22 protein-coding genes and 1 riboswitch are annotated in these 25,051 nt (G+C 34.9%); of the genes, 4 read left to right on the plus strand and 18 right to left on the minus strand.

The features are described from left to right. Positions 1–18: 18 nt before the first annotated feature. From LNP22_RS07755 to LNP22_RS07810, 12 genes are all read right to left on the minus strand, one after another. Positions 19–729, minus strand: coding sequence for a HesA/MoeB/ThiF family protein (locus LNP22_RS07755; RefSeq protein ID WP_229976038.1), 711 nt, complete (start codon positions 727–729; stop codon positions 19–21). A 33-nt stretch (positions 730–762) separates the two neighbouring features. Continuing rightward, positions 763–1,884 carry a 2-iminoacetate synthase ThiH gene (thiH, locus tag LNP22_RS07760; RefSeq protein WP_229976039.1) on the minus strand — a complete coding sequence of 374 codons (1,122 nt, stop codon included), beginning with the start codon at positions 1,882–1,884 and terminating at the stop codon, positions 763–765. Between the two features lie 38 nt (positions 1,885–1,922). Beyond that, positions 1,923–2,261, minus strand: coding sequence for a GxxExxY protein (locus LNP22_RS07765; protein ID WP_229976365.1), 339 nt, complete (start codon positions 2,259–2,261; stop codon positions 1,923–1,925). 129 nt (positions 2,262–2,390) lie between these two features. Continuing rightward, complete coding sequence (locus LNP22_RS07770) at positions 2,391–3,167, minus strand: thiazole synthase (RefSeq protein ID WP_305070153.1); 777 nt, start codon at positions 3,165–3,167, stop codon at positions 2,391–2,393. Further along, entirely contained in the window at positions 3,148–3,786 is a 639-nt protein-coding gene (locus tag LNP22_RS07775; protein ID WP_229976040.1) for a thiamine phosphate synthase, read from the minus strand. The genes LNP22_RS07770 and LNP22_RS07775 overlap by 20 nt, the downstream gene beginning before the upstream one ends. Further along, positions 3,776–4,531, minus strand: a complete 756-nt coding sequence (locus LNP22_RS07780; protein WP_229976041.1) for a hydroxymethylpyrimidine/phosphomethylpyrimidine kinase — start codon at positions 4,529–4,531, stop codon at positions 3,776–3,778. The genes LNP22_RS07775 and LNP22_RS07780 overlap by 11 nt, the downstream gene beginning before the upstream one ends. Beyond that, the gene (locus LNP22_RS07785) at positions 4,498–5,088 is read right to left on the minus strand and encodes a thiamine phosphate synthase (RefSeq protein WP_229976042.1); all 591 of its coding nucleotides are present in this window, start codon (positions 5,086–5,088) and stop codon (positions 4,498–4,500) included. The genes LNP22_RS07780 and LNP22_RS07785 overlap by 34 nt, the downstream gene beginning before the upstream one ends. Positions 5,089–5,183: 95 nt before the next feature. Then, positions 5,184–7,007: a phosphomethylpyrimidine synthase ThiC gene (gene thiC, locus LNP22_RS07790; protein ID WP_229976043.1), complete on the minus strand. Its 1,824-nt coding sequence runs from the start codon at positions 7,005–7,007 to the stop codon at positions 5,184–5,186. A gap of 272 nt (positions 7,008–7,279) precedes the next feature. After that, complete coding sequence (gene thiS / locus LNP22_RS07795) at positions 7,280–7,486, minus strand: sulfur carrier protein ThiS (protein WP_229976044.1); 207 nt, start codon at positions 7,484–7,486, stop codon at positions 7,280–7,282. An 88-nt stretch (positions 7,487–7,574) separates the two neighbouring features. Continuing rightward, positions 7,575–7,671, minus strand: a riboswitch (TPP riboswitch). Between the two features lie 78 nt (positions 7,672–7,749). Next, entirely contained in the window at positions 7,750–8,310 is a 561-nt protein-coding gene (locus LNP22_RS07800) for a DNA-3-methyladenine glycosylase I (RefSeq protein ID WP_229976045.1), read from the minus strand. 77 nt (positions 8,311–8,387) lie between these two features. Next, positions 8,388–9,050 (minus strand): queuosine precursor transporter, encoded by a 663-nt coding sequence (locus LNP22_RS07805; protein ID WP_229976046.1) that lies wholly within the window; start codon positions 9,048–9,050, stop codon positions 8,388–8,390. Positions 9,051–9,102: 52 nt separating this feature from the next. Further along, positions 9,103–12,810 (minus strand): TraB/GumN family protein, encoded by a 3,708-nt coding sequence (locus LNP22_RS07810; protein WP_229976047.1) that lies wholly within the window; start codon positions 12,808–12,810, stop codon positions 9,103–9,105. A gap of 242 nt (positions 12,811–13,052) precedes the next feature. On the opposite strand from LNP22_RS07810, the gene LNP22_RS07815 reads away from it, so the two are divergent. After that, on the plus strand, positions 13,053–15,164 hold the full coding sequence (locus tag LNP22_RS07815; protein WP_229976048.1) for a M3 family metallopeptidase: 2,112 nt from the start codon (positions 13,053–13,055) through the stop codon (positions 15,162–15,164). A gap of 70 nt (positions 15,165–15,234) precedes the next feature. Here the strand turns inward: LNP22_RS07815 and tsf are convergent, their stop codons facing one another. From tsf to rplM, 4 genes are all read right to left on the minus strand, one after another. Continuing rightward, positions 15,235–16,197 (minus strand): translation elongation factor Ts, encoded by a 963-nt coding sequence (tsf, locus tag LNP22_RS07820; RefSeq protein WP_210664566.1) that lies wholly within the window; start codon positions 16,195–16,197, stop codon positions 15,235–15,237. A gap of 137 nt (positions 16,198–16,334) precedes the next feature. Then, complete coding sequence (rpsB, locus tag LNP22_RS07825; protein ID WP_229976049.1) at positions 16,335–17,135, minus strand: 30S ribosomal protein S2; 801 nt, start codon at positions 17,133–17,135, stop codon at positions 16,335–16,337. Positions 17,136–17,308: 173 nt separating this feature from the next. After that, complete coding sequence (rpsI, locus tag LNP22_RS07830; RefSeq protein ID WP_007808909.1) at positions 17,309–17,695, minus strand: 30S ribosomal protein S9; 387 nt, start codon at positions 17,693–17,695, stop codon at positions 17,309–17,311. Beyond that, positions 17,695–18,150, minus strand: a complete 456-nt coding sequence (gene rplM, locus LNP22_RS07835; RefSeq protein WP_229976050.1) for a 50S ribosomal protein L13 — start codon at positions 18,148–18,150, stop codon at positions 17,695–17,697. The genes rpsI and rplM overlap by 1 nt, the downstream gene beginning before the upstream one ends. 321 nt (positions 18,151–18,471) lie before the next feature. Between rplM and LNP22_RS07840 the strand changes: the two genes are divergently transcribed. Beyond that, on the plus strand, positions 18,472–19,497 hold the full coding sequence (locus LNP22_RS07840; RefSeq protein ID WP_229976051.1) for a LacI family DNA-binding transcriptional regulator: 1,026 nt from the start codon (positions 18,472–18,474) through the stop codon (positions 19,495–19,497). A 79-nt stretch (positions 19,498–19,576) separates the two neighbouring features. Here LNP22_RS07840 and polA read toward each other — a convergent pair whose 3' ends face one another. After that, a complete protein-coding gene (gene polA, locus LNP22_RS07845; RefSeq protein ID WP_229976052.1) occupies positions 19,577–22,420 on the minus strand; it encodes a DNA polymerase I in 2,844 nt (947 codons plus the stop codon). A gap of 197 nt (positions 22,421–22,617) precedes the next feature. On the opposite strand from polA, the gene LNP22_RS07850 reads away from it, so the two are divergent. Together LNP22_RS07850 and LNP22_RS07855 are read left to right on the plus strand one after the other, a co-directional pair. Continuing rightward, positions 22,618–23,853 (plus strand): metallophosphoesterase, encoded by a 1,236-nt coding sequence (locus LNP22_RS07850; RefSeq protein WP_229976053.1) that lies wholly within the window; start codon positions 22,618–22,620, stop codon positions 23,851–23,853. Positions 23,854–23,927: 74 nt separating this feature from the next. Beyond that, positions 23,928–24,224 (plus strand): thioredoxin family protein, encoded by a 297-nt coding sequence (locus tag LNP22_RS07855; protein ID WP_210664571.1) that lies wholly within the window; start codon positions 23,928–23,930, stop codon positions 24,222–24,224. 3 nt (positions 24,225–24,227) lie between these two features. On the opposite strand, the gene LNP22_RS07860 is transcribed toward LNP22_RS07855, so the two are convergent. Next, the gene (locus LNP22_RS07860; protein WP_229976054.1) at positions 24,228–24,866 is read right to left on the minus strand and encodes a polysaccharide deacetylase family protein; all 639 of its coding nucleotides are present in this window, start codon (positions 24,864–24,866) and stop codon (positions 24,228–24,230) included. Positions 24,867–25,051 lie beyond the last annotated feature (185 nt).

The raw sequence follows: 25,051 nt of genomic DNA on the forward strand, positions 1-25,051 counted from the left end.
CAACTGTATTGTTTTTTGTTAAAAATTTAATTTTCTAAAACTCCAATTCATCGTATTAAAAAGCACTAATTCGTTTTTTAAAGTTGGTAATTCCAAAATTAATTTTAATGTTTCATGTGCCATCATGGTGCCAATAATTCCGGGTAAAGTTCCTAAAACGCCATTCAAATTACAATTCGGAACTTCTTTCGGATCTGGCATTTCAGGAAATAGATCGCGAAGATTTTTACTTCCATGGTGATTAAAAACAGCTACCTGACCTTCAAATTTTAAAATACTTCCATAAACTAATGGCTTTTGTAATTTTACACAAGTATCGTTAACCAAATAACGTGTAGCAAAATTATCAGAACCATCAACAATTACATCGTATTGTTGCATAATTTGGCCAGCATTTTGAGCCGTTAATTTTGCAGGAATGGCTACGACTTCAATCAACGGATTGAGCGTCGCAGTTTTTGCTTTTGCGACAATGGCTTTCAACGCTCCAACTTCATTCTCAGTATACAAAATTTGTCGGTGCAGATTATGAATTTCGATACTGTCAAAATCCATAATGCCTATACAACCAACACCTGCGGTGGCTATATATTGCAAGATCGGACAACCAAGCCCACCAGCGCCAATGACCAAAACACTGGATTTTTTGAGTTTTTCTTGGCCTTCCTCTCCAATTTCGGGCAGTATGGTTTGTCGATTATAACGCAAAAATTCTTGAATAATACTCATTTTGGTAAAATGTATTTTATGAAATGTAAGAGGTTAGATTTGTTGGAAGAAACTCTTGGTCCAATCTTTCCAAACAGGTTCATAGCCTTTTTGAGTAATGATTTTTGCAATTTCTTGTGCTGAACGCTCATCGCTAATTTCAAATTGTTCCAAAGATTGTGGGTCTACAACGTAGCCACCCGGATTTGTTTTAGAGCCAGCACTCATGCTCGTAACTCCAATTGGAATAATATTATTTCTGAATTTTTCATTCTCTCGGGTAGAAATCGAAATCTCTAAATCTTCATTCCACAGGCGATAGGCACAAATAAGTTGCGTTAAATCTTTATCATCCATAATAAAGTTGGGTTCAATAATACCTTCTGCTGGGCGTAATCTCGGAAACGAGACAGCGTATTTGGTTTGCCAATATTCTTTTTGCAAATAATCTAAATGTAAAGCATTAAAGAAACTATCGGTACGCCAATCTTCCAGTCCTAATAAAACCCCTAAACCTATTTTATGAATTCCTGCAGTTCCAATCCTGTCAGGTGTTTCGAGGCGAAAATCGAAGTTTGATTTTTTACCTTTTGTGTGGTATTTTTTGTAGACCTCCTTATGATAGGTTTCCTGATAAACCAAAACTGAGTACACGCCCGCCTGATGCAATTGCTCATATTCTTCGGTAGAAAGAGGCTGTACTTCTACAGAAATTAGGGAAAAAGTATCTTTAATTTGGTTGATAGCTTTCAAAAAATACTGAATATTAACGGTATAATTTGCCTCGCCAGTCACCAACAAAACATGATCAAAACCTGCTGTTTTTAGAGCTGCCATTTCAAGTTCGATTTCCGCTTCAGAAAGTGTTTTTCGTTTGATTTTATTGTCTAAACTAAAGCCACAATAGGTACAAATATTTTGACATTCATTACTTAAATAAAGCGGTGCATACATCTGAATCGTTTTGCCAAAACGTTTTTTGGTTATTTCGTGACATTCTTGCGCCATTTGCTCCAGATACGGTTGCGCAGCGGGAGAAATTAAGTTTAAAAAATCATCGAGATTTCTTTTAACTTTTGATAAAGAAAATTCGACATCTTGTGGCGATGTTTGGTATATTTTTTTCTGAACAGCATCCCAATTATACTGATCAAAGACCGATTTGAATGTTTTCATTTTTTTGTTTTTCATGCAGATTTAGCAGATTGCGCAGATTAAATTTTATTTACAATTCTATGAATATTTTCTAGAGTATTTAGGCTATTGAAATTAACCAGTAATCCCAGTTTTTTATTTGTTAATTTTAAATAAGTTGTTAGTTGTTTGAAATGTATAGACTTCAGTTCTTCTACAGATTTTAATTCAACAATTACTTTATCTTCCACTACCAGATCTAATTTGAATGTAATATCTAATAAGATATCATCATATTTTACAGGTATTTCAACTTGTTTATAGACATTTAATCCATCTTTTTTTAATTGATAGTAAAGAGCACTTTCATAAATAGATTCTAATAGTCCAGGACCTAAAGCATTGTAAACTTTAAAAATTTAGCCTCTTATTTTATAGGATATTTCATTTTTTGTCATATTCTTTTTTTATTTTCAAAGGCTAAATTTAAATAATTTTCTTACAATTTTATCAATAAATTTAAAGATCTGCTAAATCTGCATAAAACATTATTCATACAAAAATGCCGTCAATGGACTAGAAGCGATAGCCTGATTTTGCTGATTGGCCAGTTTAGCTTCAAATGCTTTTCTGCCAGCAATCACGGCTTCTTTAAACGCTTCTGCCATAAGTTTTGGATTCCCAGCAATGGCAATGGCGGTATTTACCAAAACGGCATCAGCACCTATTTCCATTGCTTTTGCAGCATCAGAAGGAGCGCCAATTCCTGCATCTACAATCACAGGAACTTTACTTTGTTCGATAATAATTTCTAAAAAATCTAATGTTTTTAGACCTTTATTACTGCCAATAGGAGATCCCAATGGCATTACTGCTGTTGTTCCGGCATTTTCTAAATGTTTGCATAAAACAGGGTCTGCATGAATGTAGGGTAAGACAAAAAAACCAAGTTTGGCCAGTTCTTCTGTGGCTTTTAGGGTTTCTATAGGGTCGGGCATCAAATATTTTGGGTCAGGATGAATCTCCAGTTTTACCCAGTTGGTTTCGAGGGCTTCGCGAGCCAATTGTGCCGCAAAAATAGCTTCTTTGGCATTTCTGGCTCCCGAAGTGTTTGGTAATAAATGAATGTTAGGATGTTGCAAATGTGATAAAATGACATCTGTTTCAGTTTCAAGATCGATTCGTTTTAGGGCCACCGTTACCAACTCACTTCCGGATGCCAAAATGGCTTCTTCCATTTCTTTATTCGAACCAAATTTTCCTGTTCCTAAAAATAGGCGAGAGGTTAAGGTTTTGTCTCCAATATTAAACAATGATGTTTGCATATAATTTTTCGTTAAGTTGTTGAATCAGTTTTTCTTTTTGAGAGCTTTTTGTGATCATTCCGGAAACGGCAACACCATGAATTCCAGTGCTAATGAGGCATTCTATATTTTCAAAAGTAATCCCACCAATAGCATAAATAGGGATCTGGATATCTTCTGCTTTCAATTTATTCAAAATAGCAGCATAACCTTCAACTCCTAAAACGGGACTCAGTTTTTCCTTGGTTTCTGTAAATTGAAAAGGCCCTAAACCGATATAATCGCAACCATTTTGTGTCTGAAAAACAATATCTTCAAAGGTGTTGGCTGTGGCGCCGATAATTTTGGTGGTTCCTAAAATAGTTCGTGCTTCTGTAATTTTCATGTCGGTTAAACCCAAATGAACACCATCAGCAGCAATTTGTTGGGTAAGATGTACGTTGTCGTTAACAATAAAATGGGCGAGATATTCTTCGCATAAAAATTTTACAGCTTCTGCTAAAGCAAAAGTGTTTTTTTCGGTTTGATTTTTAAATCGCAGTTGTATCCAATCGCATCCAGCATCCAATGCTTGATGAATATTATACAATTGTTCTTCGATTTTTTTTCCTTGTGATATGTATTGTAATTTAGGGTACATAATGGTATCCGATTAAAGTTGTAGTAGAACTTAAGTATTTTTCGATATAAATTTTGGCGTTTTTACATGCTTTTTCAACAGATTGACCGAGTGCTAAATTGGCTGTGATAGCGGAAGAAAGTACACAACCTGAACCGTGCTTCTCGTAACAAATAGTAGCAGAGGGCAGGAGTTTATGGGTTTGATTTTCTAGATACAAATAATCGGTTCCAACTTCTTCAGCATTGTGTCCTCCTTTTAATAAAATTGGGGTAGTACTATCTTTTTTTGCCTCAAAATTACCCGAAAGGAAGTCAGGAAAAAGTTGTCTTATTTCGTTATAATTTGGTGTTATCAAATCTATTTTGGATAAAATGGCTTCTAATAATTCTTGGTTTTTAATCGAAATAAAATCAAATTCAGTAGAGGATTTTAAGACAGTATCCCATACGATTTTTGTGTTTGGTGAAAGCTGTTTTATTGTCGAAACAATGGAGTTGAGATAAGACAACGAAGGGATGATCCCAATTTTTACAGCTTCAATTTTATAGTTCCCAAATAAAGTTTCGATCGAACGAATTACAAAATCTAAGTCAGTCCATAGAATTTCATAAAAGCGATTTTCAGTCTGAATTGTGTTGGCGGTCGATATGGCAAAACCGGTCACCTGATGCTGCTCAAATGTTTTGACATCTGCCAAAATGCCTGCGCCGCCAGAAGGATCTAGACCCGCTATGGAGAGCACGTGAGGACGATTTTTTGACATATTTCAAATTGTTTTAAAAGGTTTTCATTATTCCAGATAGTTCCCAATAGCGCAATATCATCAAAACCATTTTGAAGCGTTTCGGTAATGTTATCAGCTTGTATTCCGCCCAGACCGATGACTTTAGTTTTAAAGTTGGTTCGTAATTTCAGAGCTTCAAAAAGATCGATTTCAGGTAGATAGTTTTCTTTCGAAATACTTTTAAAAACAGGGCTTAAAAAAGCATATTCAAAAGTAGTATCCAAAGCATTAAAATCTTCGATAGCATGTGTTGATGTCGAAATTATCTTTTTTTGAAAATTATTTCCAATACCATTATTGCGCTCTCTTTCTGAAAAATGAATACGATTGATTCCAAACTCATCTGCTAATTCATGATGACTGTGTAGAACCAAATTCTTTCGATAATCCATTTTTATCTGATGAACGAATTGCGCCATTTCAATCTCTGAAAAATCAGGTTTGCGCACATGAAATAATGCTAATCCTGCTTCAAAAAGAGAATGGATAAGACTAATTTCGTTGGCGATTGCTATTGGATTTGAAATTACGATCATTTTTTTACTTGTAAAATGTGAAATGTTAACTGTAAAATGTGAGATGTGAAATGTAAAATGGTTTGCATCTCACATTTTACAGTTAACATCTCATCTTAGATATAGATTTCTTTGCCCTGCTCAATAAACTCGGCAGATTTATCCTGCATGCCTTTTTCGGCGGCAGCCACATCTCTAATTTCCTGTGATATTTTCATAGAGCAAAATTTAGGACCACACATCGAGCAAAAGTGAGCAACTTTGGCGCCATCAGCAGGAAGGGTTTCGTCATGAAATTCTCTTGCTGTATCGGGATCTAACGATAAATTAAACTGATCTTCCCAACGGAATTCAAAACGAGCCTTGCTTAGCGCATTGTCACGATATTGTGCTCCAGGATGGCCTTTGGCTAAATCGGCTGCGTGTGCTGCTATTTTATACGTAATTACGCCATCTTTTACATCTTTTTTGTTGGGCAAACCCAGATGTTCTTTAGGTGTTACATAACACAGCATCGCACAGCCGTACCAGCCAATCATGGCGGCTCCAATGGCGGAAGTGATGTGGTCGTAACCCGGTGCAATGTCAGTCGTTAAAGGGCCTAGTGTATAAAAAGGCGCTTCATGACAATGCTCCAATTGTTTGTCCATATTTTCTTTTATCATGTGCATCGGAACGTGACCTGGGCCTTCTATAAATACCTGAACATCGTGTTTCCAGGCAATCTTTGTCAATTCTCCCAAGGTTTCTAATTCGGCAAATTGTGCTGCATCATTGGCATCTGCGATAGAACCCGGACGAAGCCCATCGCCCAATGAAAAGGCAACGTCATATTGTTTCATGATTTCGCAGATTTCCTCAAAATGCGTATATAAAAAGTTCTCTTTATGATGAAATAGACACCATTTTGCCATAATAGAACCACCGCGCGAAACGATTCCTGTGACACGATTGGCGGTCAAATGGATGTAGCGTAAAAGTACGCCAGCATGAATAGTAAAATAGGAGACGCCCTGTTCAGCTTGCTCGATTAAAGTATCACGAAAAATTTCCCAAGTTAAATCTTCTGCAATTCCTTTTACTTTTTCTAAGGCTTGGTAAATGGGTACAGTTCCGATGGGTACTGGGGAATTGCGGATAATCCATTCTCTGGTTTCGTGAATGTTTTTTCCTGTGGATAAATCCATAATCGTGTCGGCACCCCATCGGCAGGCCCAAACGGCTTTTTCTACCTCTTCTTCGATGCTTGAAGTCACAGCACTATTGCCAATATTAGCATTTATTTTTACTAAAAAATTGCGCCCAATAATCATGGGTTCGCTTTCCGGATGGTTGATATTGTTTGGAATAATAGCTCTTCCGCAAGCAACTTCGCTGCGCACAAATTCGGGAGTGATTTTGCTTTTTGGCGTATTAGCTCCAAAGCTATGGCCTGCGTGCTGGCATTGCATAACAGGAGTTTGCTCGTTTAACAACTCAATTCGTTGATTTTCACGAATAGCGATATACTCCATTTCGGGAGTTATGATACCTTTTTTGGCGTAATACAATTGTGTTACATTGGCTCCTTTTTTGGCTCTTTTGGGTTGGTGTAAATATTCAAATCGAAGGTGATTTAAGCTTTCATCTTTTAGGCGGGTTTGCCCGTAATCTGAGCTGATTTCTTCTAGAATTTCGACATCGTTTCTGTTCAAAATCCATTCTTCGCGCAGGCGGGGAAGTCCTTTTCGGATATCGATAGTGATGTTTGGATCGGTGTAAGGCCCAGAAGTGTCGTAAATAGTAACGGGAGGATTTTTTTCGATACCACCGTTGGAGAGTTTGGTGTCGCTTAAGACTACTTCACGCATAGCGACTTTTATAGGATGAATTTCGCCGTTTACGTAAATTTTTTTTGAGTTTGAAAAAGGCGTTCGGGATATTTGTTCTTCGTTAGTCATAAAGGGAAGTTTAAAGTTTTTTTGTTTAAAGTCTTAGATTTTCTTTAGAGCCAGACAGCGGTGCCTTTTTTCTAGGTGTTTCTTAAGTGTTTTTTATAATTGATAGTGAAATTTGATTTTTTTCTGCTAGGGATAGAAGTGGAAAGCCCGTAAAGGAGAAAACCGTATAAAAACAAGGAGCAAAGAAGCGACCGGCGGAAGCTTTTTTGTGACTGTGTTTTTTTGGTTGACGACTGCGGACTTGGAACGGATAGCCCGCTCGAGCAGCCCAATTATCCTCCTTGCGTGGCAGAAATAATGAGTATTTCGTCAGTTTCTTGTACGAGATGTTGGTTCCAATTGATTTTTGGAACAACGGTATTGTTAATGGCGACGGCGATTCCGGTTTGTTTGTTGGGGATTTCGAGATCAAGCAATGACTGCACGCTGAGCGTTTCGGCACTGAATTGTTTGATTTGGTGGTTGATTTTTAGTTCCATTCCTTTATAAATTTTAAATTTATTTAAAGATTCATGATTATAAATCTTTACCTTAGGAATGGCTACAATTACGCACAAAAATGCGATCGGAAGTCATCTTACTTTTCCCTACGCTAGTATGAACTAGATCAGGTTCAGAGGGTAAAATCTCAGCCTACTAATTGTAGACACCCCTAAAGTGTGAAACAAATGTAAGTAAAAAATATTTGAAAGTTAAAAAAAAATCCAGTTTTAGGATTTGGAAAACTGAAAATTACGAATGTTTATTGTGTTCTTGTCCAGCAATCTTCGACATGATCGTTGACCATTCCCGTTGCTTGCATGTGCGCGTAAATGACGGTTGACCCTACAAATTTGAAGCCTCTTTTTTTTAAATCTTTGCTAATCTCATCAGAAAGGGCGGTGGTAGCGGGAACGTCTTTTAGCGTTTTTGGTTTATTGTCGATCGGTTTTCCATGGGTAAATTTCCAGATGTAATTGGAAAAACTGCCAAATTCTTCCTGTATTTTTATAAAAGCTTGAGCATTGGTTACAGCAGATCTTATTTTGAGTTTGTTGCGAATAATTCCGGTGTCTTCGAGTAAAGATTCGATTTTTTCTTCAGGATATTGTGCTATTTTTTTATAATCGAAAGAATCGAAAGCGTTTCTAAAATTTTCTCTTTTGTTTAAAATGGTAATCCAGCTGAGGCCTGCTTGAAAAGTTTCAAGAATTAGGAATTCAAATAGCGAAGCATCGTCATAGACAGGAACACCCCATTCTTCGTCATGATATTTTTTGTATAAATCGCTTGCTGAGCACCAGCCACATCGGTTGAGTTCCATTTTTTTATTTCAAATATATAAAAAAACCTCAAATGGTTTAGGTTTGAGGTTTTGCAGGTATTCATTTCTAGTCAAATTTAATCTTTATCCGAATTGTTGTCGTCTAAATATTTTTTAATGAGATGATGTCCGACATAAATTAACGGAGTTAGTAAAACGGCCACCGAAAGTTTAAAAACATAGCCTGTCAATGCAGAGGATATAAAGGTGTCGAAATTTATTTTTCCCGGAAGCCAAAATGCAATTCCGAGAACAATAAACGAATCAAAAAGTTGCGAAATTACAGTAGAACCAGTTGTTCTCAGCCATATTTTTTTGTCGCCTGTTTTGTTTTTAAAGAACCAAAAAACGCTGACGTCAATCAATTGAGAGACCATAAATGCAATTATACTACCAACAATGATCCACATACTTTGGCCAAACACGACCTGAAATTGTTCGTCATTTACCGGGCTAATTCCTTTTGCGGCGGGCACTATCATCGCCATAATTAAAATGACAAAAGCATAGGCAATCAGGCACGCTGTTATAAAAGAAAGTTTTCTAACTCCTTTTTCTCCAAAATATTCATTGATCAAATCGGTAGTTAGAAATACAACCGGCCAAGGCAAAATACCGATACTCATGACAAAAGGGCCAACCTGAATTAATTTTCCTCCAATGAGTTCTGCCACTACAGCATTGGTTATAAAGATACCAGCAAGGACTACAAAAACAATTTCTTTCTTGGTTTTGAACATATAATCTGTTTATTATTTTTAAGTGTTAAAGTTAATTAATCTTACTGGAGTTTTAAAATCCAAAATCGATATTGTTTTCTTTATTGTTTTTTACTTTTACAAAGCTCGCTCTCGGATGATGGTCATTGAGAGATTGATTGATAATTAACTGATATTCGTCTTCCAAGCTTTCCTCCTCAATCATTTCTTTTAGTGATAATGCAGCATAAGCCAGCGGATTAATCCTGTTGTTTTGGTTAATAAAAGCGATGGCGGACAATTGTTTTTTAGTGATTTCAGAATCTTTGTCTTTTTTTGATATTTGATAAAAGTAATAGGTAATTTGTTTTCCGTTATTTTCAACGATTTTTTTGTGCAGCAACTGAATAGAATCTTTGGGTGCAGGATTGATAAAATTAAGTACTGCCGATTCTGCGATTTCATCATCAGAAAAAAGAATTAACTCTCTTTTTCCTGCATTCAGTAACAAATTGATCGTAAGGAATCTTGTTTTAGGATTGTCTAAAGAGACTTTGATTTCCTGCTGTGACACGGTATTTTGTATGATTCCGAGTCGCATTAATTCGACATTAAGTTCAAGGATATCTAATTTTTTAATTTTATCAAATAATTCCTTTGTAGTACTGTCATTGTTACCAAAATTAGAAAGCAAATCAATATAATTGATGATGTTTTCTAATGAATTTGTCACTTCATAATCGTTATACATTTCTGTAGAATCTTCACCATCTTCTGAATCTATTTTCTTTTTCTGGTTCCAGCTTAAAACCCTTTTGTATTCTAATTTAGCGTTGGTCAAAATGATTTTCTTAAATGCATTTAGCTTCTTGGCTGGAATGAGGTTTTTCTCTAATAAGTCATTTGTAAAATCTAAAATAGGTTTATTGTATTCTGTAATGCTGTAATATTGAAAAATATCGGGAAACAAATCTTTACTGTTTGTTGCATCATTTTGAAAGGTGTAAAAAAGACCGGTTATCTCATACTGATTGTCCGGAAGTGGTAAATCAAAATCAAGTAATTCGTTTATTTTTTTGTAACCGTTTTTAGATTTTTGCTTAGAAAGTGCTTTTAGAATACTAATTCTTACGGTTGTTTTGGTGTTTTCGTTTTTGTAAAAGCGATCCAGAAACGGAATCACTTTTGGATCTTCAATACTGCCTACTTTTTCAAGTAAGGTCGAGATAGCATCTGTTTCGTTGTCTTTAAAATTAAAAGTATTCAGAAAGTTGGTTACTTGATCTAAATCCTTTTTTTCTATTTTTAATGCCCCAACAGATTTAAGTGCAGAGTAGCGAATAGTGTCTTTTTCACTTTTAGCATCTTCGATAAAAAGTGATACTTTATCTTCAGTCAACTCTTTTTTCTGTGTTTGTTTCAAACGCAATGTTTGATATGTTTTTTCTATAAAAGTATCTTTATCAGGATTGTTTTTTTCTACTAGGCTGCTCAATAAATAATAAGAGTTGTCATGATAAATCATTTTATACTTTACAGATTGAGAAGTGTTTGGTCTGGAGACTAAAGCATCATAAGTATAGATGTTCTTGTCCTTATCAAACGAAGTGGTCTCTTTTACAAATTCATAATCATTATTTTTATCTTGTAAATTTTTATTCCATGACGATTTTGAAAATCCTTTTTTAGAATATAAAGTACTGTTTAATAGAGAAGTAGTGTTGCTTTGGTTTTCTGAATAGTCTTCGTTAAACTCTTCATCATCAAAGTCCTCTTCTCTATTGTCTCTAAAATTTAGGAATGTTTTTTTAAATCTGGCATACACAGTATCATTGCTAACGGTGCTCTCGTACTTGGAGTATTTATAATATTGCATATCCACAGTTTTTTTCGATTCAGAATCAAAAGAGTAAAACTTGCTGGAATCTTCAAACGTGTTTTTAGAAGTTATTTTGTCTTTTTTAATGTTTAAAAAAAGTTTTTCATTTTGTTTTTCGGGAATTTCAATACTAAAACCTGCCAGACTATCAGTAAGTATTCTGGTTTTTGACTGATACAGATAAGGTGCTGCAGAAAATGAATTAAAAAAACGTTGCGAGTTGGCGCTCGAAGCATTAACAGTGCCAAGCAGGTAATATTTGTTGCCTACGATATACGATTTAAGATTTATTTCTTTTTGGCCTAATTTTGAAGCAGAAGCATACGAGTTTTTGTATTTATCAAGCTTTGTCTGTGTAGAATCAATATCATGTTGCAGATAAAACTGATAATGAATTTGCTTGTGCTCGTATTCTGAATTTTCTAGAATATTGGTGTCGTTTACCGTTTTTTCGGTTAGAAAATAGTATCCTTTTTCCTGATGGTCGTACGCTTGCATTTCAATATCATTTGGTTTTTCGGGAGTATTTCCGGAAACAAAATTAAAAGCTGGCAATTCTATTTCGAACCCACCTTTTTTGGGTTTAATTTTTTCCCAATTTGTTTTAAATGATTTTATTTTAATGTTTTCGAAAACTTCACTTTCATATTGACGCACATAATTTGTCGGACCCGTCATCGAAATCGAGATAATTTCTAAAGGCGTTATGTAAAATCTCGAACGTTGATTGTTGCCGGTTTTTGTGATGTTTTTAATGTCGTAACCCGAGAAATTCTCTTGTTCAAAATATTTCTTCTGAATAATGTCACCTGCAATTTTTTCAAAAAACAGGCTGTCCAGCGATGTCGCTTTATAAACTTCATTATCTTTTTTTAGAAATTGATTGAGAGGAATTCTTTTGATATTGATCGCCCCGCCATTGGTAAAATCAGGCGATCCTACGTTTTGATTTTCTTCAATGGTTTTTTTGTACAACGGAAGCGTTATCATTCCATCGCTGGTGCTTGCAGTGACAAAATTAGGATTAGGAAAATAGGCCTCGATGTCTTTTTTTTGGTTTTTTCCTTTCTCTGTAAATACATCAATCAAAGGTTTTACAGTGTATCCTTTTTGTCTCAGCAATTCTATTATGCCTTCTTTTCCCGCTAAGTGCGCTGCGCCTACGGCAGAGAACAAACTACCCGTTTTTGCAATAGAATCAATACTTTTGGTCATTATTTTATTGCGATTGACAATTAATAAATCATGTGCTTTTTTTGAAAACATCAATTTATAAATGGAGTCCAGCATCACGATGTCTTTTTCTCTGTAAAATTCTTTCATGACCTCGGTTGGATTTCTGTTTTTGACGATTTTCATCAAAAGAAGACGATTCTCCTCTTTCGGTTTTGCACCATCATCCATTATTTGAAGTAACGAAAGCATCGATTCTTTTGCATCTTCAAGGCCAGTTATTCTTTTTTTATATTTTCTTCCTGTTTGGTAGATAAACATGTCCAAAACCGTGTTTTCCTGAAAATCGGCTTGATCACCTTCAACACCCGAAAGCATATTTCTAAAAAAACTATTGTCATTTACAAATATTGTTTTAATCGTTTCTTTATCAGTAGGGAACAGATAGAAATCTGAGTATTGGCTATTATTTTTGTAATTTAAATACGTGTTATCGTAATTGTTTTTCATTAAATCATTCAAGTCACTCCAGGTCTCGGGATTGCTCTCATTTGCGACAATATCTGAGGCTAAGAGATTTTTAAAAAACAAATCGGATAAGTGAAAAGAGACTTTCTCACTAACGTGCATTGTGCCATATAAGTAGGAATTTTTGGCTAGGCCATTTCCGGATATTTCCCAAAATAAACTATTGTCTTGTGCTTGCAAAAAGGAAGTTATAAAAAACAATATAAAAAGTAATTTTTTCAAAGGATTAGGTTTTTGGATTGGATAAACAAATATAGAATAGAAATTAATCAATCCGTTGAGGATTTTTAGTTTTTCTAAATTTATTATAAAGGATTTTCTTAAGAATAGTAAATTAGATTTAAATGATGTAAAATTGGAGCTTTTGTTGCTTTTTATGCAAATCGTAGTAGGGTTAAATTTGTCTTTTTTGGTTACTTTTACAGAATAACAAATTTAATTGATCATTAAATCAAATTACTAATATGAAGAAATTAATAACGATTTTTATCATGAGCACAACAATTTTTGCGGCAAATGCGCAAACCAATGCAGATAACCCTTTGCTCAAAAAATGGGAAGGTCCTTATGGCGGTGTTCCTGCTTTTGACGCCTATAAAATTTCGGATTTTAAACCAGCGATTGAGTTTGCGATTCAGGAGAAATTAAGCGAAATAGATGCGATTGCCAATAATTCGAAAACACCAACTTTTGATAATACCATTGCTGCGCTTGAGCTTTCAGGTAAAACGATTTCGAAAATTTTTACAGTTTATGGTATTTACAGATCCAATTTGAGCAGTCCAGAATTTAATAAAATCGACACTGAGATGTCTCCGAAATTGTCTGCTTTTAATGATAAAATCAATCAAAACAGAAAGCTTTTTGCCCGAATTGAAACTTTGTATAATGCTAAAGAAAGCAAAAAACTAACCAGCGAGCAACAACGTTTAATTTGGTTGTATTATACGCGTTTGGTTCGTGAAGGAGCAAAATTAGATGATGCTACAAAGTCGAAAGTAAGTGCCATTAATCAGGAATTGGCTTCTCTATTTACCAAATTCAGTCAAAATTTATTAGCCGAAGAGCATAACCAATATGTTGCGTTAACAACAGAAGCAGATTTTGCAGGATTGCCAAACGAAGTAAAAAATGCCGCGATCGCCGAAGCAAAAACCAGAAAATTGGATGTTTTAGGTTGTGTGGCCAACACGCGTTCGTCTATTGAGCCATTTTTAACCTTTTCTACCCGTAGAGATTTAAGAGAAAAAGCTTTTGATATTTTTGTAAAACGCGGCGATAACGGTAACGCAAATGATAATAATGCAACGTTGGTAAAGATTTTACAATTGCGTCAGGAGAAAGCAAAATTACTTGGTTTCCCTACATTTGCACATTGGAATTTATCTAATAAAATGGCAAAAGATCCACAAAAGACATTAGATTTAATGGAGTCTGTTTGGGAACCGGCAGTTGCAAAAGTGAAGGAAGATGTTGAAGAAATGCAAAAAATAGTAGATGCCGAAGGAGGAAAATTTAAAATTGAGCCTTGGGATTACCGTTATTATGCTGAAAAAGTTAGAAAAGCAAAATACGACTTAGATCAGAATGAAGTAAAACAATATTTGCAGCTGGAAAAACTGCGTGAGGGAATGTTTTGGGTTGCTGGCGAATTGTTTGATTTAAATTTCAAACAAATTACGAATGTTCCGGTTTATCATCCTGATGTACGTGTTTGGGAAGTAAGTAATAAAGTAACTGGAAAGCTGGTTGGTCTTTGGTATTTTGATCCTTATGCACGTGCAGGAAAACGTTCTGGCGCTTGGATGAATTCGTACAGAGAGCAACAAAAATTAGATGGAGATGTACTTACAATTGTGTCTAATAACTGTAATTTTATCAAAGGAGCAGATAATGAGCCTATTTTAATTTCTTGGGAAGATGCCTCGACTTTGTTTCACGAGTTTGGTCACGCGCTTCACGGTTTGTGTTCAAATGTTACCTATCCTACTTTGGCAGGAACGGCTGTTGCAAGAGATTATGTAGAGTTTCCATCACAGTTGTTGGAGCATTGGTTAGCGACTCCAGAGGTTCTAAATAAATTTGCTTTGCATTATAAAACAAACGAGCCATTGCCAAAAACCTTGGTAGAAAGAATAGAAAGAGCGGGTAATTTTGGAGAAGGTTTTGCTACTGTAGAAACAATTTCAAGTTCTTTAATTGATATGAAATTGCATTTGACAACGGAGACTATTGATCCGCATAAATTTGAAAAAAAGACTTTAGATAAATTACACATGCCATCAGAAATTGTAATGCGTCACAGAATTCCTCAATTTGGGCACATTTTCTCAAGTGATGGTTATGCGGCAGGTTATTACAGTTACTTATGGGCAGATGTGATCAATGCAGATGCCTATGAAGCTTTTACAGAAGGAAAAGGCCCTTATGATAAAGAGATAGCAAAACGTTTGTATGAAACTGTTTTTAGTGTAGGTAATACTATCGATCAGGAAAAAGCGTATGAAAATTTTAGAGGAAGAGCTCCTAAATCTGATGCGTTAATGCGTGCTAGAAATTTTCCGATAAAAAAATAAAAGCAGTACTACTGGAAATAAAAAAGCCCGAATAAATAAATATTCGGGCTTTTTATATTGAAATAATATATTAACCTAAAGTAACTCTTTTGAAACCTGAAATTTCAACGTTGAATCCTTTAACATAATCACCAACTTTTTTACTATCATCTTTGATAAAGTTTTGATCTAATAAAGCTTTCTCTTGGTCTAAAGTAGTATTATCAGAGATGAAACGTTGCACTTTTCCTGGAATAATTTTATCCCAAATTTGTTCTGGTTTACCTTCCGCTTTTAATTCAGCTTTAGCATCCTCTTCAGCTTGTTTTAAAACTTCTTCAGTCAATTGAGAGAAAGAAATGTATTTAGGAACATTTTTTAAAGTTTTTCCTAAACGTTTTGCTTCTTCATTATCCTTTTCGATTACAGCAATACGAGCAGCAAGTTCAGATTCAACGAAAGCAGGATCAAAATCTTTGTAAGATAATGTATCAGCTCCCATAGAAGCAACTTGCATAGAAACATCTTTAGTTAAAACGTCAGCGTTAGGAATTGCAGCAGAAATTGCAGTTAATGCAGCAATTTTGTTAACGTGAACATAAGATCCAACAAAAGCACCCTCTAAAATTTCAAAACCACCGATTTCGATTTTTTCACCGATAACACCAGTTTGCTCGATCAATTTTTCAGCAACAGTAATTCCGTTGAAATCTGACGCTAAGAATTCTTCTTTAGAAGAGAAATTGATAGCTTTTTCTACTAATTCTTTAGCTAAAGTTACGAAAGCCTCATTTTTACCTACGAAATCAGTTTCGCAGTTTAAAGTGATGATAGCTCCTTTAGTATTGTCAGCATTGATAAAAGAAACAGCAGCTCCTTCAGAAGACTCACGGTCAGAACGGTTAGCAGCAACTTTTTGGCCTTTTTCTCTAAGGACTTGTATAGCTTTATCGAAATCTCCTTCAGCTTCAACTAAAGCTTTTTTACAGTCCATCATTCCGGCACCTGTAGTTTGTCTTAATTTATTTACGTCTGCAGCAGTAATTGTTGCCATAATATTTTGAATTTTAATGTTAAAAGTAAAAATTCCAACTCTTAAATCCCAAACTCCAATTTTAATAAATTATCAACATTATGTTTTTAATTATTCTTGGATTTTGGAATTTAAAATTTGGAATTTAAATTATTTATTTATTCTTCAGTTGCAGGAGCAGCAGCAGCTTCAGCAGCTGGTGTAGCCTCTACAGCAGGAGCAGCTTCAGCAGCAGCTTCTTCTGTAAATACTTCAGTTTCTTTGTCAGAACCTCTGTCAGAAAGACCGTCGATTACAGCAGCAGTAACTAAAGATAAAATTTTGTCAATTGATTTAGAAGCATCATCATTTGCAGGAATAACGTAATCAACCTCTCTTGGGTCAGAATTCGTATCAACCATTGCGAAAACTGGAATGTTTAATTTTTGTGCTTCTTTTATTGCGATATGTTCAGCTTTGATATCTACTACGAACAATGCAGCTGGTAGTCTAGACATGTCAGCGATTGAACCTAAGTTTTTCTCTAATTTAGCACGTAGACGATCAACTTGCAAACGCTCTTTTTTAGATAACGTCATGAAAGTACCATCTTTCTTCATTTTATCAATAGAAGACATTTTTTTAACGGCTTTTCTGATAGTTACAAAGTTAGTTAGCATTCCACCAGGCCATCTTTCAGTGATGTAAGGCATGTTTGCAGCTTTTGCTTTTTCAGCAACGATGTCTTTCGCTTGTTTTTTGGTAGCTACGAATAAGATTTTTCTACCTGATGCAGCGATTTTTTTCAAAGCTTCATTAGCTTCTTCAATTTTTGCTGCAGTTTTATATAGATTGATAATGTGAATACCATTACGCTCCATATAAATGTAAGGGGCCATATTTGGATCCCATTTTCTAGTCATGTGTCCAAAGTGAACACCTGCTTCTAGTAAGTCTTTTACTTCTATTTTGTTTGCCATTTTTGTACTAGTTTACGTTCTGTTGATTAGCAATGTATAAATGGCGGTTTCCCAGGCTTTATACATTTAGATGCTAAACTATTTCCTACCTCGGTAGGAGAGCAACAACAACTGTGTTTTTTAATTTCAATAAATTGATGATGTCTTGTACCATACGCACAAGACAGGTAATATTAACGTTTAGAGAATTGGAATCTCTTACGAGCTTTCTTCTGACCGAATTTCTTACGCTCAACCATTCTTGGATCTCTTGTTAATAAACCTTCTGGTTTAAGGATTGCTCTGTTTTCAGCATTTACTTCACACATAACGCGTGCCAATGCCATTCTTACAGCTTCTGCCTGACCAGTTGAACCACCTCCGTAAACGTTTACTTTTACATCAAAGTTGTTTACATTTTCTGTCATAGACATTGGTTGTAAAACTTTGTATTGTAAAGTTGCAGTTGGAAAGTAAGTTGCGAATTCTTTTTTGTTTACAGTGATTTTTCCTGTTCCTTCAGAAACATATACACGTGCAACAGCGGTTTTTCTTCTACCGATTTTGTGAATAACTCCCATTACTTAAGATCGTTTAGGTTAACAGTTCTAGGTTTTTGAGCGCCTTGTTTGTGCTCAGCTCCTACAACAACATTTAGATTTCTAAAAAGTTCAGCTCCTAATTTGTTTTTAGGTAACATTCCTTTTACAGCTTTTTCTACTAATAATGCAGGGTTTTTAGATTGCAATACTTTAGCAGTTAAAGTTCTTTGTCCTCCTGGGTAACCTGTATGACGCATGTAAATTTTGTCATTCATTTTTGTACCTGTAAGGTTAATTTTTTCTGAGTTGATAACAATTACGTTATCTCCACAGTCAACGTGCGGTGTGTAACTTGGTTTGTACTTACCTCTTAAGATCATTGCAACCTTTGAAGCAAGACGACCTAAGTTATGACCTTCAGCGTCTACAACGATCCACTCTTTCGTTACAGTGGCTTTGCTAGCTGAAATTGTCTTGTAGCTTAATGCGTCCATAATATTATTTTAATTAAACATTCCATCCCCAATAAAGGGGATGCAAAAGTACAATTAATTATTTTAAAACCAAATACCTTAAAGATTATTTTATAAGCTGAAAATCAGCACATCAGTTTTTTATTTAAAACAATAAAAAAAATTACCTTCACAATAAAGCAAAGTACGTTTAGTTATTTAGTAATATAGATTTTAGAAAACAATTCAGTGTAGGGTAACTTTCAAAATTATGAAAACGTTTTCGACTACCTGCGCTACATTTTTGTTTTATTATCACTAATTCTACTATATTTGTATTAATTAGATAAAAAATATTTTTAAATGAAAGCAAAAGCAACTCTAAAGCAAATTGCGAAGGAACTTAACGTTTCTGTATCTACGGTGTCTAAGGCATTGAATGATAGCCCAGAAATTAGTGAGCAAACAAAGGTGAAGATTAAGGAGTATGCTAAACTCAAAAATTATAAGCCGAATGTTATTGGTCTGAATTTAAAAAATCGTAAAACCAAAACGATTGGAGTTATTATACCTAATATATTAAACTCATTTTTTGCGAAGGTTTTTAGCGGTATCGAAAAAGTAGCCGACAAAAAAGGATACAATGTTATCACTTGTATTTCGAATGAATCTTTAGAAAAAGAAATTCATACACTCGAAATGTTAAGCAACGGAACCATTGACGGATTTATTCTTTCGGTTTCAGAAGAGGCACAGAAGCTTCAGGATTACAGCCATTTTTCGGCCATTATCAATGACGGAACGCCAATTGTAATGTTTGATCGTATTGCTGACGAAGTAGAATGTGATAAAGTAGTTGTGGATGATTTTGATTCGGCACTTAACTCTACGCAGCATTTAATTGATTTAGGTTGTAAAAATATTGCCTTAATTTCTTCTGTTGATAATTTGAGTGTTGGAAAACTGAGAGCCGATGGCTATTTGAAAGCACTTAAAGATAATAGCATTCCGGTAAACGACAACATCATCATCCGTACGGATTCTGAGGAAGATATGAAAAGTAAAATTGACGCCATTTTTGATCATAAAATTGATGGAATTTTTGCTTTGGAGGAAAATGACTCAGTTGCTGCATTGCGAATGAGTTTGAAAAAAGGATTTAAAGTACCCGAAGATATTTCTATTATTGGTTTTGCGGATGGAATTTTAGCTTCAAGACGTTTGTCTCCCAGTTTAACAACCGTAAGTCAACACGGAATTGAAATTGGAGAAGTGGCTGCCAAAAAATTAATCGAAAGATTGGAAGAATCAGAAGATGAAACTTCGAATTACGAAACCATCGTCATCAAAACAAAACTGAAAGAACGAGAATCAACTCGTAAAAAATAAAAATCTAAAAAAAACCTCGAAATTTTACTTCGAGGTTTTTTTATTTTTTAGTATCGACAAATCTAAAATCTAAAATTGCTTAATGCGCTTCCAACCAATCTTTACCCAAACCAAGTTCAACATCCAGAGGAACGCTCATCATAAAAGCATTTTCCATTTCGTGTTTGATCATGGGCTGAATTTTTTCTAATTCGTCGTTGTGTACATCAAATACAAGCTCATCATGAACCTGAAGCAACATTTTAGACTTCCAGTTTTCTTCTTTTAATTTTTTATGAATGTTGATCATCGCAATTTTAATAACATCAGCAGCACTTCCTTGAATCGGAGCATTTACAGCATTACGTTCAGCAGCACTTCTCACTACAGCATTTGCCGAGTTGATATCTTTCAAATAACGTCGACGACCCAAAATGGTGTGCACATATCCTTTTTCGCGCGCAAACTCAATTTGTTCCTGAATGTACGATTTCAATCTCGGATACGTTTTGTAATATGCCTCGATCAAAGCGGCACTTTCACTGCGTGACATCGAGGTTTGGTTGCTCAATCCAAAAGCAGAAACACCGTATATAATTCCAAAATTGACTGTTTTTGCATTGCTTCTTTGTTCTCTAGAAACTTCTTCCAAAGGAACATCAAAAACTTTTGCAGCCGTAGCTTTGTGAATGTCTTCTCCGTTTTTGAAGGCGGCAATCATATTTTCTTCTCCGCTTAAAGCGGCAATAATTCTTAATTCTATTTGTGAGTAATCCGCAGAAATTAAGGTATGGTTTTCATCGCGAGCTACAAAAGCTTTACGAATCTGACGGCCTCTTTCGGTACGAATCGGAATATTTTGCAAGTTCGGATTATTTGAGCTCAAACGACCTGTTGCGGCTACAGTCTGCATGTAATCGGTGTGAACGCGCAATGTTTTTTTGTCTACTTGTTCTGGCAAAGCCAAAATATAAGTGCTCTGCAATTTTACCATTTGACGCCAATCGAGAATTTCTTTTACTATTGGGTGGTCGTTGGCTAAATACGATAAAACTTCTTCCCCAGTAGCATATTGGCCAGTTTTGGTTTTCTTTTGCTTTGCTCCACCAATTTTTAGTTTGTCAAATAAAATGTCTCCCAATTGTTTCGGAGATGCCAAATTAAATTTCTCACCAGCGGTTTCGTATATTTTTTGTTCTAAAGATTTAATCTCGACAACAATTTCTGTTGACATCTGTTTTAAGAAGTCAACATCTAGTCTGATTCCCTCAGTTTCCATGTCGGCCAAAACACTTACCAGCGGAATTTCGATTTCATCAAATAGTTTTTTAGTCTCGGTTTTGTCTAATTCTGTGGTAAAAATTTCTTTTAATTGTAGTGTTACATCAGCGTCTTCGGCGGCATATTCTTTGATTTCTTCTAATGCAACGTCACGCATCGTCATTTGGTTTTTACCTTTTTTTCCAATTAAAGTTTCAATAGATTTAGGAGAATATTTCAAATATGTTTCTGCTAAAATATCCATATTATGACGCATATCCGGATTGATCAAATAATGCGCAATCATGGTGTCAAAAAGTTTTCCTTTTACGGTAACACCATAATTAGAAAGAATTTTCAAATCATACTTTAGATTCTGACCCACTTTTTCGATGTTTTCATTCTCAAAAAACGGAAGAAATTTGTTGATCAAAACCTGAGCTTCTTCCTGACTTTCCGGAAACGGAACATAATATCCTTTTCCTTTTTCATAAGAGAAAGAGATCCCAACCAATTCAGCGTGCAAAGCATCTAAGCCGGTCGTTTCGGTATCAAAGCAAACAGAGGTTTGTTTTTGTAAATTTTGCAGCAGCAATTTTATACCTAAGTCACCTTCTACAGCCTGATAGGAGTGTGGTGTGTTGTCTAATGTATTGTAAAACGAAGTTCGGGCATCTTCAGTGTTTTCATCGGCAGTTCCTCCTCCAAAAAGGTCAAATTGATCTTCGTTTTTAGGTTGTGGTTTTTTGTACAATTTGGCATCAGCAGTTCCTGTTGTACTTGCAGTTGGTACTTTGTCCGGGTTGAATAGATTATCAAATTGTTCGGCCATCCTTCTAAACTCTAATTCATTAAAAAGGGCATCGGTTTTCTCGATATCAGGACGTGTTAATTCGTAGTCAGTTTCGTTAAAAGTTACTGGACAGTCTAATAGGATAGTGGCGAGCGTTTTAGAAAGAATCCCTTTTTCTTTATTGGCCTCGATATTTTCTTTCATTTTTCCTTTCAGCTTATCGGTATTTGCTAGAAGGTTTTCCATAGAGCCAAACTCTTTGAGTAATTTTTTTGCTGTTACTTCCCCCACACCAGGAAGTCCCGGAATGTTATCGGCGGCATCACCCATCATGCCAAGAAAATCGATCACTTGTTCAGGTCTTTCGATTTCAAATTTTGCCAGCACTTCGGGTACACCCCAAATTTCGATGCCGTTCCCCATTCGGGCAGGTTTGTACATGAAGATATTTTCAGAAACCAATTGTGCAAAATCCTTATCTGGAGTTACCATAAAAACTTGGTAATTTTCTTTTTCTGCTTGTTTGGCAATCGTTCCAATTAAGTCATCAGCTTCAAAACCTGCTACTTCTATAATCGGAATGTGCATTGCTTTTAGCAATTCGCATATATAAGGAACCGCAATTTTTATGGCTTCGGGCGTTTCGTCGCGGTTGGCCTTGTATTCGGGAAATATTTCGTTACGTAATTGACTTCCGCCTTTGTCGAAGGCTACTGCCAAGTGATCCGGTCTTTCGCGTTTAATAACATCTAAAAGCGAATTCATGAAACCCATAATCGCAGAGGTATCCATTCCTTTAGAATTGATTCTTGGGTTTTTTATAAAAGCATAATAACCACGAAAAATTAAGGCGTAGGCATCAAGAAGAAAAAGACGTTTTTGAGTAGACATAAAAAAAATATTAGTCGGTAAAAATAAACAATTGGGTTTTAAAAACTAATTTCTTGTTTGAAATTATGTAGCACTTTAGGGTTAATTCAAAAACCAATTTGAATTTACCAAAAAATGCATGATTTCTAGTTAAAATTTTGATAATAAAAAGCCATAAAATTTTCATTCTTTGTTACTTTGTTCAAAATTTTTAACACATGATCTTTCGTTTTCTAATTCTTTGTGCTCTTTTTTTATTCGTAGAAATATATTCTTATCAGGCTCTCCGAACTTTAATCAAAATTAGATGGGTTTTGGTGAGTTATCAAGTGATAAGCTTGCTTGTTTTAATTTTTATTGTTTATTCTTTTACGCAATTCGATCGTTCTATTGGGCAAACAAAACAAACCATGTTTACGATGGGTATGATGCTGTTGGTGTATGTTCCTAAAATAGTAATCGCAGTTATTTTACTTGGCGAAGATGTCTTTAGAATAGGAGCTAGCATTCTAAATTATTTGATGTACAATGCCCCTCGTAGAGAGATGATGCCGGACAGACGAAAGTTTATCAGTCAAATAGCATTAGGATTAGCTGCAGTGCCGTTTTTGTCTTTAATTTATGGAATTTTTGAAGGGAAGTACAATTATAAAGTGATTAAACAAACCATATTTTTTCCAGATTTGCCAGATGCTTTTGACGGATTTAAAATTACTCAGATTTCTGATGTACATAGTGGTAGTTTTGATAATCCTGAAAAAATCAATTATGCCATAGATTTGATAAACGAGCAGGAAGCTGATATGATTTTGTTTACAGGAGATATTGTCAACACACATGCCAAAGAAATGCATCCGTGGCTGACGACTTTTAAAAGAATAAAAAATTACAAATACGGAAAATTTTCGGTGCTTGGTAATCATGATTATGGTGAATATGTGACTTGGCCATCTGAAAAGGAAAAAAATGAAAATTTTGAGGAAATCAAAAAATTATACAGTCAAATTGGTTTCAATCTTATGCTAAATGAGCATACTTATATTCAAAAAGGGGAAGATAAAATAGCCTTGGTTGGTGTAGAAAATTGGGGGCAAAATTTTAAAAAAGCGGGAGATTTGAATAAAGCCTCTCAAAATCTGGCTCCAGACGATTTTAAGATTGTAATGAGCCACGATCCAAGTCATTGGGAGTATGAAATAAAGGAGCATCCTAAAAACTTTCATTTGACACTTTCGGGTCATACCCACGGAATGCAGTTTGGAATAGAAATTCCGGGCTATTTCAAGTGGAGCTTGGCGCAATATATTTATAAACAATGGGCAGGATTGTACGAGAACGCTGGTCGCTATGTGTATGTAAATCGTGGTTTTGGTTTTCACGCCTATCCTGGTCGTGTGGGAATTATGCCAGAAATAACGGTGATTGAACTAAAAAAAGGGAACAATGTGGCTTAATTCGGTAAAAATGCTACATTTGTATAATATTTATCTCTTTTAGTAGATTTAAAAAAATTTAAATTTTTGGTTTTATGTCAAAATTTGGAGAATTAATAAATGCCCAAGTTCCTGTGTTAATAGATTTTTACACAGACTGGAATGAATCGTCAATATCTATGCATCCTGTTATTAAGGATGTTGCCGCTGCGCTTGGTGATAAAGCAAAAGTGATTAAAATTGATGTAGATAAAAATCAAGAACTGGCAGACGCACTCAGAATCAAAGGCCTTCCTACGCTGATGATTTATAAAGAAGGGCAGATGATCTGGAGACAATCTGGAGAACTTGACGCCAATACTATTATCGGAATCGTTCAGGAACAGTTTTAAAGTTTACTGAATACTTTCAAAAACAAATCCTTTTTCTTTTAAATAATGTAGGGTTCTGGGTAAAGCAAATTTTAAATTTTGCGCTGCTTTTTTGCTGTCATGAAAGACAATTACGCTTCCTGATTTTACGTTTTTCACTACATTTTCAAGACATTTTTGAGGTGTTATATTTTGGTCAAAATCGGCACTTAAAACGTCCCACATGATGATTTTGTAGCCTAGATTTCGCAAAATTCTAGATTGCCCTTTTTTTATTTTTCCATAAGGAGGACGAAATAACAGAGGTGTTGTGTTTTTTTTTGCTTTTAAAATTTCAGCACAATCTTCAATATTTTTCACATAGTCTTTAGTATCACTTTTCCAACCATTAAGATGGTTGAAGGTGTGGTTTCCGATAGAATGATTCTCACTCTTTATTTTTGAAAATAATTCGGGATTGGAGTTGATGTTCTTTCCGATGCAAAAGAAAGTAGCTTTTGCTTCGTATTTTTTTAATTCATCGAGAACCCAATTGGTTACTTCAGGAGTTGGTCCATCATCAAAAGTCAAGTATATTTTCTTTTCATTGTTAGGAATGTCCCAGCAATATTTAGAAAATATCCTTTTGATGAATGCGTTTGTTTTTATCCAGTAGAAACTCATTTTTTTTCGAATAATTTAAAGACATTTGACTTAATTAAAGTTACGATTTTTTTTAATTATTCGAAAGAGAAAATTCAAAAATAAAGGATATATGTTGTAGCTTTTTTGATAAAAGAGAAATGAAAAGGTGTTTTGCAGTCTCTTCACCAAAAAAAATAGGAGATAAAAAAATAGCGCTATCCATT

Origin of the sequence: Flavobacterium flavipigmentatum (assembly GCF_020911905.1) — a bacterium.
Lineage (GTDB): Bacteria > Bacteroidota > Bacteroidia > Flavobacteriales > Flavobacteriaceae > Flavobacterium > Flavobacterium flavipigmentatum.